The following is a 12,453-nucleotide window of genomic DNA, read 5'->3' as shown; positions in this document are numbered from 1 at the left end:
CACATAAGTATCATAACTAAACATAAATTAACCTATTTTTTCATTGATAATGCAACTCTTTTTTTATTTAAATCAATTCCAATTACCTTTACATCTACTATATCACCTACTGTAACAATACTCATAGGGTCTTTTACAAAGCTATTACTCATTTCTGATTTATGAACTAGCCCATCATTTTTTATTCCAATATCTACAAATGCTCCAAAATCTACAACATTTCTTATTGTACCTTTTAAAGACATCCCTTCTTGTATATCTTCAATTTTTAGGACATCAGTTCTAAGTATAGGCTTTATTCCTTCTTCTCTTGGGTCTCTTCCTGGTTTTTTAATCTCAGCTATGATATCTCTTAAAGTAACTTGGCCTACTTCCAATTTTTCACTTAATTCTCTTAAACCAATTTCCTTAACTTTTTCATCTATTTCTTCTATATTTTTATTTTTTACATCATCCAGAGAATATCCTATTATTTCAATCATTTTTTTGCATATATCATAACTTTCAGGATGTACACCTGTATTATCTAGAGGATTCTTTCCATCTAAGATTCTCATAAATCCAGCACATTGAGTAAATGCTTGAGGGCCAAGTCTTTTTACTTTTTTCAGTTGTACTCTTGATGTAAAGTCTCCATTTTCTTCTCTATATGCTATTATATTTTTTGCGATAACCTTACTTATTCCTGCAATATGCTCTAATAGAGAATATGATGCAGTATTTAAATCTACTCCAACACTATTTACGGAATCCTCAACAACTCCATTTAATACTTCTTCTAATCTCTTCTTATTTAAGTCATGTTGATATTGGCCTACACCTATACTCTTGGGGTCTATTTTCACAAGTTCTGCTAAGGGGTCTTGTAGTCTTCTCGCTATAGATATAGCTCCTCTTATTGATACATTTATATCTGGATGTTCTTCATTTGCGAGTTCAGATGCTGAGTAAACTGATGCACCAGCTTCGCTGACTATAACATATTGAACGTCTCTATCTATCTCTTTTATCATTTCTGACACAAATGTTTCTGACTCTCTTGATGCTGTCCCATTTCCTATTGAAATTATGTCTATATTATATTTTTCAATTAATTCTTTTAAAGTCTTCTTTGCCCCTTCTACATTATTTTGAGGGTCTGTCGGATATACTGTTGTATAGTCCAATAATTTACCATTTTTATCTACAACCGCTATTTTGCAACCAGTTCTAAATGCAGGGTCAAATCCCATAACTACTTTATCTTTAACTGGTGGTTGAAGTAATAAACTTTTAACATTTTTTCCAAATACACTTATGGCCCTTTCTTGAGCTATTTCTGTCAGATGATTTCTTATTTCTCTTTCTATCGATGGGAAAATTAATCTTTTATATGAATCTTCTATTGAATTTACAATTTCATCTTTATTCTTAAAGTTTTTATCATTTACATATTCATTTACTATATAATTTAAAACTTTATCATTATTTATTTCTAATTTAACTTTTAAAAAATTCTCTTTTTCTCCTCTATTTATTGCTAAAACTCTATGTGGAGCCATACTTTTCACTGCTTCACTATAATCGTAATACATATCATAAACTGATTTCTCATCAGTAGAACTTTTACTAACTATCATTCCTTCTCTTAAAGCAAGCTCTCTTATGTATTTTCTAATCTTCGCATCATCTGAAACTGTTTCTGCAATTATATCTCTTGCACCTTTTAAGGCATCCTCAACAGAAGTTACTTCTTTTTCTTCATTTATATAACTCTTCGCCTCTAAATCTATATTATCTAGATTACTCTCTAGTATTGATACTGCTAGATTTTCTAACCCTTTTTCTTTTGCTATTGTTGCTCTAGTTCTTTTCTTTTGTTTATATGGAGCATATATATCTTCTACTTCTTGTAGTGTTTTTGCTTTTTCTATATTTTGTGTTATCTCATCTGTTAATTTTCCTTGTTCATCTATTAATCTAACTACATCATCTTTTCTACTTTGAAGGTTTCTTAGATACATCAATTTTTCATAGAATTCCCTTAATGTGACATCACTCATCTCACCAGTCATTTCTTTTCTGTATCTAGCTATAAATGGTATTGTATTTCCTTCATCAATAAGCTTTAGCGTATTATTTATTTGTTCATCTTTGAGATTAAATTCATTTTTTAAGATTTGATTTATATCCAATTTTTTTCACTCCTAATGTTAGTTTTTTCATAAGTATAACAAACAGAACGAAGGCTGAGGGTTGTAGTCCTCAGCCTAAGTGCTGTAAAGTGCATAGTAAGCACTAACCTTCTTATATATCTATCTTAATTACTGTACATTGTTTATTAAACTGTCTTATTCATTTTTAAATATTCGTTGATAAACAAGTCTATATTCCCATTCATCACACTATCTACATTTCCAAACTCAGCATTTGTCCTATGGTCTTTGACTAACTTATATGGTTGGAAAACATAGGACCTAATTTGGCTACCCCACGTTATTTGTGAGTATTTGCCTTGTATATCTTCTATTTTTTCCTTTTGCTCTAATTCTTTTAACTCTATCAATTTTGCCATCAAAAGTCTCATAGCTCTATCTTTATTTAAATGTTGAGACCTTTCATTTTGACACTGAACCACTACACCAGTAGGAATATGTGTTATTCTAACAGCTGAATCAGTTGTGTTTACATGTTGTCCTCCAGCACCAGACGCTCTATATGTGTCTATCTTCAAATCTGATGAATTAATTTCTACTTCTATATTTTCATCTAACTCTGGTGTTACATCTATAGAAGCAAATGAAGTATGTCTCTTTCCTGATGGATCAAATGGAGATATTCTTACCAATCTATGAACCCCTTTTTCACTTTTTAAATATCCATAAGTGTTGGTTCCTTCTACAAGAATTGTAGCTGTCTTTATTCCCGCTTCAGGGTCTGATATTATATCTAAAAGCTTAACTTTATAACCCTTACCTTCTGCCCATCTTATATACATTCTTAAAAGCATCTGAGCCCAATCTTGAGCATCTAGACCCCCAGTTCCAGCATTTATAGATAATATAGCATTATTTTTATCATACTCGCCATTTAAAAGAGTTTTTATTTTCATCTCAGATAATTTTTCTTCTATTGATTCTATAGACATTTCTATATCCTTTTCAACAGAATCATCCTCTTCTTCTAGGCCTATTTCAATCAATACTTCTACATCTTCTAATAAGTTTTTTAGACTTTCATATTCATCTATAGTTTCTTTTAAAGCTTTGTTTTCTTGAAGTACTTTTTGCGCTACTTCATTGTCATTCCAAAAATCTTGTTTATTTATCTTCTCTTCATTAATTTTTATCTTTTCCATCAATGAAGCTACGTCAAAGAGAAACCCTCAATTCTTCTAAATTTGAAGCTATTTGCTCCACACTATGTCTATACTCTTGTATCTTTAACATTTAATCCTCCAAAACTATCTTCCACAACAGTTTTTATATTTCTTACCACTTCCACAAGGACATAAATCATTTCTTCCAACTTTTTCATCTTTTTTAATAGTTTTGCTTGTTGGAAGAGTTCCATCTGAGGGAGAAGTTAGATTTTCAACATCTACAACTGCTTTTCTTTCTACTGGAGCCTCTATTGTTATATTAAATAAATATCTTACAGTATCTTCTTTAATATGTTTATTCATCTCATCAAACATATCAAAACCTTCCATTTTATAAGCAATAACTGGGTCTTGTTGACCTACAGCACGAAGCCCTATACCTTGACGTAATTGATCCATTGCATCTATATGGTCTATCCAATGATTATCAACAGCTTGAAGTAAGATAACTCTCTCAACTTCTCTCATTCTTTCATAACCTATTTGTTCTTCTTTTGCAGTATATATCTTCATAGCTATTTCATAAACTTTTTCTGTTATTTCAACTGGATTAAGCTTTTCTATCTCTGGGATTTCTATACTACCTTTTGGTAAGAACAGATTATACATATGTTCCTTAAATCCTTCTTCATCAAATCCTTTATCTTTTGTATAAAGAGTCACTGATTCTTCTATTATAGAATGAGTCATTGATTGTACTTGCTCTTGTAAATCTTCACCTTCTAATACACGTTTTCTCTCTGCATATATTATTTCTCTTTGCTTATTCATAACATCATCATATTGAAGTACATGTTTTCTTATTCCAAAGTTTTTACCTTCGACTTTCTTTTGTGCACCTTCAATAGACTTAGATAATATTCTATGTTCTATAGGCATGTCTTCTTCAAGACCTATTTTATTTACGATTCCAGATATTCTATCGCTTCCAAACAATCTCATAAGGTCATCATCAAGACCTATATAAAATCTTGAGCTACCTGGGTCACCTTGACGACCAGCACGACCTCTTAACTGGTTATCTATTCTTCGAGATTCATGTCTTTCTGTACCAATTATAGCAAGTCCACCTGCTTCTACTACTTGTTTTTGTTCGTCTTCTGTTTGTTGCTTAAATTGTTTATATAATCTTTCGTACTCTGCTCTAGCTTCAAATAAAATTTCATTTCCTGCCACAGGTATTCCTTCTATTGGAGTATCAACTCTATTTACTACATCTTCTTTAAATCCATTTCTTCTCATTTCTCTCTTAGTTAAGAAATCTGGATTCCCACCTAAAACTATATCAGTACCACGACCAGCCATGTTAGTAGCTATTGTAACAGCTCCAAGTCTACCTGCTTGAGCTATTATTTCTGCTTCTTTATCATGGTGTTTAGCATTTAATACTTCATGTCTAATACCTTTTTTCTTTAATATTTGTGATAGTAGTTCTGACTTTTCTATCGAAACTGTACCTACAAGTATTGGTTGATTAACTTTATGTCTTTCAATTATTTCTTCAGCTACAGCATTAAATTTACCTATCTCACTTTTATATACACAATCTGGCAAGTCTTCTCTTACCATAAGCTTATTAGTAGGCACTTGGAAGACATCCATTTTATATATTGCTTTAAACTCTTCTTCTTCTGTTTTTGCTGTACCAGTCATACCTGAAAGTTTTTTATACATTCTGAAGTAATTTTGGAATGTTACAGTAGCTAGTGTTTTAGATTCTCTCTGTATTTTAAGACCTTCTTTTGCTTCTATTGCTTGATGCAAGCCTTCTGAATATCTTCTACCAAACATAAGTCTACCAGTAAACTCATCAACTATTACTATTTCTCCATCTTTAGCAACATAATCAACATCTTTTTTCATTATTATATGTGCCCTTAAAGCCTGATTTATATGGTGATATAACTCTGTATGAGATATATCTGTTATATTATCAACATTAAAATATACTTCTGCTTTTTGTATACCTGATGCTGTTAGAGATACAGCCTTATCTTTTTCTTCTAATTCATAGTCATCAGGTTTTAAAGTTAACACAAATGTATTTGCATCCGAGTATAGGTGAGTTGATTTATCTCCAGGACCAGATATAATAAGTGGTGTTCTAGCCTCATCTATAAGTATAGAGTCGACCTCATCCACTATCGCATAATTTAATCCTCTTTGAACTCTTTGCTCTTTGTGTATTACCATATTGTCTTTTAAGTAGTCAAATCCATATTCATTATTTGTACCATAAGTTATATCACAATCATATTGTTCTTTTCTAACTTTTGGATTTTGACCATGTACAATAACACCTACACTCATTCCTAAAAACTCATAAACTTTTGCCATTTGGTCTCTATCACGTTTTGCAAGATAATCATTTACCGTTACAACATGTACACCTTTTCCAGTAAGAGCATTCAAATAAACAGGAGCAGTTGCAACCAAAGTTTTACCTTCACCTGTTTTCATCTCAGCTATTCTTCCTTGATGTAATACTATACCTCCAATCATTTGAACTCTGTAGTGTCTAAGACCTAATACTCTTTTAGAAGTCTCTCTGACTACTGCAAATGCTTCTGGAAGTATATCATCTATACTTTCTCCATTTTCTAATCTTTCTTTAAATGTATTTGTCATATTTTTAAGTTCCGAGTCTGCCATAGATTCAAATTTAGGTTCTAATGAATCTATTATATCAACAGTCTTATTGAACTTTTTCAATTCTTTTTTATCTGCCATGTTGAATAAACTATCCATAAAGCTCATATTTTACATCTCTCCTCGTTCTTTATTGTACTATTATTCATTTTACCATAAAAACTATACTTTTAATATTAATTTAAAAAGCTATCGATAAATAATTTATCGATAGCTAATATGATTAAATCTAAATTGCTTTATTCATGTTCTATTATACCATATCCGCCATTATGACGTTTATAAACTACAGCTATTTCATCTGAATCTATATTCTTGAACATATAGAAATCATGTCCTACTAATTCCATTTGTAATACAGCTTCTTCTTCGCTCATTGGCTTAACACTAAATTTCTTACGTCTTTGAATTACTATATCTTGATTTTCATCTTCATAATCTTCTTGTTCATCTGCTAGATTTATCTCTGCATCTTGGAATCTTATACTCTTATTGTCTTGATGCTTATCTTGTAATCTCTTTTTATATTTTTTTAATTGTTTGCTTAATTTATCATATACAACATCTATAGCTGTGTATAAATTCTCCTGCATATCTTCTGCTCTAATTATAGGACCATTTACAGTAGCTATTGTTACTTCTATTTTTTGTCTTGTTTTTTTAGCACTTACTGTAACCTTTACATCAGTGTCTGGATGAATGTAATTATCTAACTTACTTAACTTGCTTTCGATTTTATTTTTTATTGCATCAGTTAATTCGATTTGTTTTCCAGATATAATTATGTTCATAAGTACATCTCCCTTCAATTATGCCAGTATAAGAAAATTTATACTTAAATAATATATTCTACACGAAATCTCATAATCCTTCTTTTATTATTAACTTTTGTGATTTTTTCTATTCAATTGATAGAATTATTTTTCATTTTTAATCACCTTAATGCTTATGTGGATTAATATTATAACAATACCCTGTGGATAATGTGGATAAAACTGTTAATAACTCTTGTTCCTGTGTATTTAAAGCTATTTTTATTATCCTTTCTATCCACAAATATCTCCAATAATTGTTTATTAATATGTGAATTCATGTCATAAAGTGGTAATTTTAGGAAATTATATGTATTATATGTTACTTAACTTTTATAAATTTTTCATAGTTATCCACCTTCTAAGACCTCCATATTTCATTTTTTCTTTCACTATTTAGTTTAACTTCAAAATTATCTAAAAATAGTAAAGCATCATAACAATAATTTCTTAATCAATACTCATAATATTCATATACCCAAACTACAATTGACTAACACTCTTTATTTAATCTAATAAGTTATATAAATTATATATGTTTATATTATTTCGAAATTATATCCACTAATTGTTTTAGCTTTTGTCTGTCTATATCTTCAAATGGATTTTTATCTATTCTAACAGCTGTACCAAAATGAAAATTATTTGCCTTAGTTACTCCCTTTATTTCAACTATATTATTAAAATTAAGACCTCCACCTAAAAGAATTTTTATATTATTAGAGTTAAGCATCATATCTTTTATAATTTTTATATTCTCTCTTATACTTCCCTTTCCCCCTGACGTTAATATATTTGTAATTCTGTCATAATTCTTTAAAAGATTAACACTTTCTATTGTATTTGATTCATCTATTGCTCTATGAAATGTAACATCAAGATTATCGCAATATTGCAACAAAAAATTTAAATTTTCTTCATCTATATTATTATTCTTGTCTAACATTCCAAATACAACTCCATTAGCTCCAATCTTTTTGACTGTATTTATATCTTTTAACATTATATTTATGTCTTCTTTACTATATACAAAGCTTTTAGCATGTGGTCTTATCATTACGTTCACAGGTATCTTTACACTGTTAACAACACTTTCTATAAGTCCAAAACTTGGTGTTAGCCCTCCTTCAGTTAAAGCACTAACTAATTCTATTCTATCTGCGCCACAATCTTCTATAATCTTAGCGTCTTCTACTGTCATTCCTATTATCTCTAGCATAACTACTCCTTTGCTAATTCATATATTGCATTTGAAAATATCTTTGCATTTAAGATTATATCATCTATATCCATATATTCGTCAGGATTATGTGCTATTCCTTTTTGTCCTGGAAACGAAGGTCCAAATGGAACTATATTTGGCATTACTTTTGCATATGTACCTCCATTAGTTGTTACTGGAGTACCATCTAATGATGTTACTCTTTCATAAGCTATTTGAAGTTTTTTAACAAGCTCACTATCCTTATCAAAATATACAGGATTAAAATTAGAAATTACTTCTATCTCTGTACCATTGGGAAAATTAGATTTTATTTCATCTAAGACATCTTCTAGTTTATAACTAAATTCATATTTTACCTTTATCTCCAGTATTATGTAACTATTCTCTTTATGTAACTCTTGATTTGTGACAATCACCTTTTCAGACATATTTTCTATAAAGCTTAGAAATGTATCTTCCTTATAGTTACAGTTATTTTTGATTATAATTTTCGCCATACCTTTTTCACCATATACAACAGGATATTTACAATCTGGTGTGAACCCCATTATAGGAGGTTTTTCCTTTTTTAAATAATATGGTATATCTTTAAATCCACTTTCTTCATTTGTGCCAAAAACTATCCTAACTTTTTTATCTAACTTTAAACCTAATTCCTTAATAACATATAATCCATATAAAGCACACATTATAGGTCCTTTATTATCTAATACCCCTCTACCATAGATTTTTCCATTATATATTTCTCCTCCATAAGGTTGATATATCCAATTTTCCCCTTCATGTACTACATCTACGTGGCCAATTACACAGATATAATCTTCGCTATCTCCATATTCTGCATAACCAATATAATTGTCTAAGTTTCTAACTTTAAATCCTAATTTTCTTGAAATTTCTAGTGCTTTATTGAGTGCTTTTCCTACCTTTTCGCCAAAAGGGAAGTCATTTTCTGACTCCCCTTCAACGCTAGGTATTTTTACAATATCTACAATATCACTTAATAAATGTTCTTTTATCTCGTCTACTTTATTGTTTATAATATTCATAAAAATCTCCTTTTAAATATTAAAGACTCTACTTTACTGCATAAATACAAACTTTATTCACTTACTTCTATTGGAGCCTTTATCCTAGCTTCATATGCTTCCATCCACTCGTTTGACACAACCTTATGTATAGTTTTACCATCTATTCTATTTGATATATACACTGTAGGTGCTTCTGCTTTAGTAGCTACTGAGAATGTAAAGTCAGCTATGTTTGTAGCTACTCCCCATTCTCCTTTATTATTCATAGCAACTAATGATAAGTCTCCAGCTTTTCCTCGTCTTTTGATAAGTTGTTCATCTAACTCATTTACTGCTATATCACATGCCTCTTGTGGATGTTTTCCTTCTTTCATAAGTCTAACTATCTCATATGATATACACCCTTTCATCAAATCTTCTCCAAGACCAGTAGCTGTAGCCCCTCCTATGTTACTATCAACGAAAAACCCTGAACCAGATAGTGCAGAATCTCCTATTCTACCTCTTTTCTTCATAAATAGACCACTTGTTGAGGTTGCTGCACACATCTTTCCATCTCTATCTAAAGATATCATCCCAACAGTATCATGACCAGCATATGGGCTTAATCCTTTATCTAAAGTTTCTTTTTTTCTCTTCTTATAATGTAGTTTCGCTCTATCTGTTAACATATTTTTTCTTTCAAATCCATTTTTATGGGCATATTCTTCAGCTCCTATTCCAACTAAGAAATTATTCACTTTCTCATAACTTAGTTTTCTAGCTATGCTGACAGGGTTAGAATAATCTCTTATACCTGCAACTGCTCCTATATCTAATGTGTTTCCATCCATAAATGCAGCATCAAGTTCTACTTCACAATTTTCATTTGGAAGTCCTCCATATCCAACCGATTTATAGAATGGATAATCTTCGACTCTTCTTACAGCAAGTTCTACAGCATCTCCTGCTTCCATTCCTTTTTCTAAATGTTCTGATGCTTCAGTGATTCCTTCTATAGCCATTCTCCATGTTGCTATCATTCCCCACATATCAGAAAATCCCTCCTTAATTATAGAAACTCTATCCACATACTTTAATGTAAATAATATTTTACTTAAACCTGTCCCCTAGTAAAGTGTTAATTAATAACAAAATTCTTCTTTCATTAAAGTTATGTCTTCTTTATTTGCTATTGAATTTGCTAATTTACATATATTGTTTAGTGAATCATTAAGACCAATTCCACCTTTTTTAGGTGTCTTAACTATACATATATCATTTTTGTATTCGTTTATTACGTATGTATTTTCTTCTGACATAGCTGCAAAAGCTGGTATATCTGTTTTATTATTTATATTTTTAGATAATATTGCTGACATCTTAGAAAAATTTTCATAGTTAAAACTTGGTCCACAAATTACTACATCAGGATTTAACTTTTTAACCATAGCTATCATTTTATTTGTCACTTCTTCTTCATTGTTTATAAAAAATTCATCCCCACAGAAAAGTGTCGCTATTACTTTAGATTCTTTTAAAAATGGTTCCATCATTACACCTGGACCTAATGGACTTGATTTTCCAGCAGGAGGTATATTGCTTTTTTCTTTCCCACCTGCACCTGCTTGTATTTGATCCAATATCATAACTATTTTCTTCATAATTTTCCTCCTATAATACTAAATCATCAAAAGATATATCATCATCTTCCTCTTCAACATTTGTTTTTTCTTCTTTTAAATATTGTTTATCTAACATCTTTATAAATGGCATGTACATAAATATTCCTAGTACAAGAAGTATTATTTGTAATAAAGCACCTTGCCATCCTGTTGTTAGAAATCCAGAGAATATAATTGGAGTTGTCCATGGTAATTGAACTCCATTTGTAAGTGGTACTAATCCTGCTGACATACAGAAATAGGCTATTATTATGTTTATTGTTGGAACTATTGCAAATGGTATCAATAATATTGGGTTAAGCATTATTGGTAGACCAAATATTAATGGCTCATTTATTCCAAATATCCCTGGTAAAATTGATAATTTACCCATTGATTTTATACGTTTACTTTTGCATATAAGTAACATAGCTATAATTAAGGATAGTGTACTACCTGCCCCACCAAATGTTGCAAACATATCCTGGAATTGACCAGTTATTATGTTTGGTATTTTTGAACCAGCTTGAAAAGCCGCTAAATTTTCAGCTGATAAAATTTTTAATATTGGATTATAGACAGCTCCAACAACACTACTACCATTTATTCCAAAGAACCAGAATAAATGTAAGAATATATAAGCTATTGCCATAGCACCTAAACTATTTCCTAATTTTAATAATGGCATTTGTAAAAACTTAAATATAAATTCATGTATACTTCCATATGGTGTAGCTTCAAAAGCAATCTTAACTAAAAAGAAAACTACCATAACTATTGCACTTGGTATTAATGCAGCAAATGATTTTGAAACAGTTGGAGGAACTCCATCTGGCATCTTCAATGTCCACCCTTTTTTGACAACTACTGCAAATAACTTAACAGATGTTATTGCGGTTATCATTCCTACAAACATTCCCTTAGAACCCATCCAACCTAATGGGATACCAGTTACCATATAGACTGCCTTTGTTCCTTCTGGTGTATATGGTATTACAAATGGTGTAACTATAAAAAAGGCGACTATTGCAACTGCTGCTGATGCAATTGGGTCTACATCTATTTGTTTAGCATAAGAGTAACCAATTCCTAAAACTGCAAGTAAAGTCATTACTTCAAAAGTCGCTATAGTTGGCTGTTGTAATTTTACTGCCCAATCTGGACCAAAAATTTGACCTACAAATTCGTCCCATCCTTTTATTGGGAAGTTTGCTACTAATAAAAATAATGACCCTATTATCAATAATGGTGATGATACTAAAAAACCATCTCTAATTGCAATTAATAATTTATTTTTACCTATTTTTTCAGCCAACGGCATAAGTATTCTTTCCAATTTATTCATCTATCCACCCTCATTTCTCAGTATCTTTTTACTATATTTTAAGCTTGTTTAGATTTTATTAATTTTATAGCAAGCTTTAGTACTTTTTCTCCATTCATAGTTCCATAATCAGTTTCATTTATTATATCCACAGGTTTTCCTTGAGCTTCAAACTTTGGCTTTAACTCCTTTAGCATGTATTTAACTTGAGGTCCTAACAATATACAATCTGGATTCTTCTCTGCAACTATCTTATCAATTTCTGCTATTGGAAATGCTTCTACTTCTATTGGTAAATTGTGTTCATCTGCTACTTTCTGCATCTTTCCTGCAAGTAAACTTGTTGACATACCAAAACTACAAAATAAATATACTTTTCTCTTCATTATCTTAAATCCCCCTTAATTA

The 12,453-nt window shown here is 30.4% G+C and carries 10 protein-coding genes; all 10 read right to left on the bottom strand.

Annotation, left to right across the window (positions count from 1 at the left end; translation table 11 throughout):
- Nucleotides 1–32 precede the first annotated feature (32 nt).
- The 10 genes from IC175_RS15020 to IC175_RS14975 all read right to left on the bottom strand — a co-directional run bounded on the left by IC175_RS15020 (nucleotide 33) and on the right by IC175_RS14975 (nucleotide 12,431).
- Nucleotides 33–2,174, bottom strand: coding sequence for a Tex family protein (locus IC175_RS15020; protein ID WP_227846092.1), 2,142 nt, complete (start codon nucleotides 2,172–2,174; stop codon nucleotides 33–35).
- Between the two features lie 146 nt (nucleotides 2,175–2,320).
- Nucleotides 2,321–3,428, bottom strand: a protein-coding gene (prfB, locus tag IC175_RS15015; RefSeq protein ID WP_227434561.1) for a peptide chain release factor 2 whose coding sequence is annotated in 2 segments (ribosomal slippage) — nucleotides 2,321–3,352 and nucleotides 3,354–3,428 — 1,107 coding nt in all. Because the reading frame shifts where the segments join, the coding sequence is not laid out codon by codon here.
- Between the two features lie 14 nt (nucleotides 3,429–3,442).
- Entirely contained in the window at nucleotides 3,443–6,118 is a 2,676-nt protein-coding gene (gene secA / locus IC175_RS15010) for a preprotein translocase subunit SecA (RefSeq protein WP_227851678.1), read from the bottom strand.
- 131 nt (nucleotides 6,119–6,249) lie between these two features.
- Nucleotides 6,250–6,801 carry a ribosome hibernation-promoting factor, HPF/YfiA family gene (gene hpf, locus IC175_RS15005; RefSeq protein ID WP_227434559.1) on the bottom strand — a complete coding sequence of 184 codons (552 nt, stop codon included), beginning with the start codon at nucleotides 6,799–6,801 and terminating at the stop codon, nucleotides 6,250–6,252.
- A 565-nt stretch (nucleotides 6,802–7,366) separates the two neighbouring features.
- Complete coding sequence (locus tag IC175_RS15000) at nucleotides 7,367–8,041, bottom strand: copper homeostasis protein CutC (RefSeq protein ID WP_227434558.1); 675 nt, start codon at nucleotides 8,039–8,041, stop codon at nucleotides 7,367–7,369.
- Between the two features lie 2 nt (nucleotides 8,042–8,043).
- On the bottom strand, nucleotides 8,044–9,096 hold the full coding sequence (locus tag IC175_RS14995; RefSeq protein WP_227851677.1) for a Sapep family Mn(2+)-dependent dipeptidase: 1,053 nt from the start codon (nucleotides 9,094–9,096) through the stop codon (nucleotides 8,044–8,046).
- Between the two features lie 53 nt (nucleotides 9,097–9,149).
- On the bottom strand, nucleotides 9,150–10,109 hold the full coding sequence (locus tag IC175_RS14990) for a N(4)-(beta-N-acetylglucosaminyl)-L-asparaginase (protein WP_227831454.1): 960 nt from the start codon (nucleotides 10,107–10,109) through the stop codon (nucleotides 9,150–9,152).
- A gap of 93 nt (nucleotides 10,110–10,202) precedes the next feature.
- Complete coding sequence (locus IC175_RS14985; RefSeq protein ID WP_227434555.1) at nucleotides 10,203–10,721, bottom strand: GrdB-related putative oxidoreductase; 519 nt, start codon at nucleotides 10,719–10,721, stop codon at nucleotides 10,203–10,205.
- Nucleotides 10,722–10,731: 10 nt separating this feature from the next.
- The gene (gene celB, locus IC175_RS14980) at nucleotides 10,732–12,066 is read right to left on the bottom strand and encodes a PTS cellobiose transporter subunit IIC (protein ID WP_227434554.1); all 1,335 of its coding nucleotides are present in this window, start codon (nucleotides 12,064–12,066) and stop codon (nucleotides 10,732–10,734) included.
- A gap of 38 nt (nucleotides 12,067–12,104) precedes the next feature.
- The gene (locus tag IC175_RS14975; RefSeq protein WP_227434553.1) at nucleotides 12,105–12,431 is read right to left on the bottom strand and encodes a PTS sugar transporter subunit IIB; all 327 of its coding nucleotides are present in this window, start codon (nucleotides 12,429–12,431) and stop codon (nucleotides 12,105–12,107) included.
- Nucleotides 12,432–12,453: the final 22 nt, after the last annotated feature.

The sequence above is a fragment of the Clostridioides sp. ES-S-0123-01 genome (assembly GCF_020658415.1).
Lineage (GTDB): Bacteria > Bacillota > Clostridia > Peptostreptococcales > Peptostreptococcaceae > Clostridioides.
Note: the sequence above shows the minus strand (reverse complement) of the source record. Positions and strands in the feature narration are given on the sequence as shown.

Bases quoted from the DNA above. Each gene is read 5' to 3' on its own strand.
- celB (WP_227434554.1), bottom strand. From the start codon at position 12,066: ATGAATAAATTGGAAAGAATACTTATGCCGTTGGCTGAAAAAATAGGT.
- IC175_RS15000 (WP_227434558.1), bottom strand. From the start codon at position 8,041: ATGCTAGAGATAATAGGAATGACAGTAGAAGACGCTAAGATTATAGAA.
- IC175_RS14990 (WP_227831454.1), bottom strand. From the start codon at position 10,109: ATGTGGGGAATGATAGCAACATGGAGAATGGCTATAGAAGGAATCACT.
- secA (WP_227851678.1), bottom strand. From the start codon at position 6,118: ATGAGCTTTATGGATAGTTTATTCAACATGGCAGATAAAAAAGAATTG.
- IC175_RS14985 (WP_227434555.1), bottom strand. From the start codon at position 10,721: ATGAAGAAAATAGTTATGATATTGGATCAAATACAAGCAGGTGCAGGT.
- IC175_RS14975 (WP_227434553.1), bottom strand. From the start codon at position 12,431: ATGAAGAGAAAAGTATATTTATTTTGTAGTTTTGGTATGTCAACAAGT.
- hpf (WP_227434559.1), bottom strand. From the start codon at position 6,801: ATGAACATAATTATATCTGGAAAACAAATCGAATTAACTGATGCAATA.
- IC175_RS14995 (WP_227851677.1), bottom strand. From the start codon at position 9,096: ATGAATATTATAAACAATAAAGTAGACGAGATAAAAGAACATTTATTA.